1 protein-coding gene is annotated in these 300 nt (G+C 69.3%); it reads right to left on the bottom strand.

Annotated elements, in window-relative coordinates; translation table 11 throughout:
* A partial coding sequence (locus tag A6V29_RS10420) for a phage tail tape measure protein (protein ID WP_137160220.1) occupies nucleotides 1–300 on the bottom strand: 300 nt, incomplete at both ends.

Genomic DNA, 300 nt, shown 5'->3' with positions numbered 1-300 from the left:
CCGGCCAGCCGGGCGCGTCCGAGCCGAACAGGGTCGAGGTGGCCATCTCGTACTGCTGCTGCGTCATCCGCCCCTGGGCGGTCTGCAGCTGCTCGAAGATGGCCCGCAGCCCGACGAAGTTGCCCTGAGCGTCGTAGGCCGTGAGGTTCAGGTCCGCCATCGCGTCGCGGGCCTGCTTGGACGGCGACTGCACGGCCAGCAGCGCCGACTTCAGCAGCGTGCCGGCGTCGGAGCCCTTGATGCCGTTGTTCGCCAGGATGCCCAGGACGGTGGCGGTGTCCTCGATCGAGATCTTCGCGT

Source organism: Blastococcus sp. CCUG 61487 (assembly GCF_005222955.1).
In the GTDB taxonomy this organism is placed as follows: domain Bacteria; phylum Actinomycetota; class Actinomycetes; order Mycobacteriales; family Geodermatophilaceae; genus Blastococcus.
The sequence above is the reverse complement of the archived record's forward strand: the minus strand, read 5'-3'. Positions and strand labels throughout refer to the sequence as shown.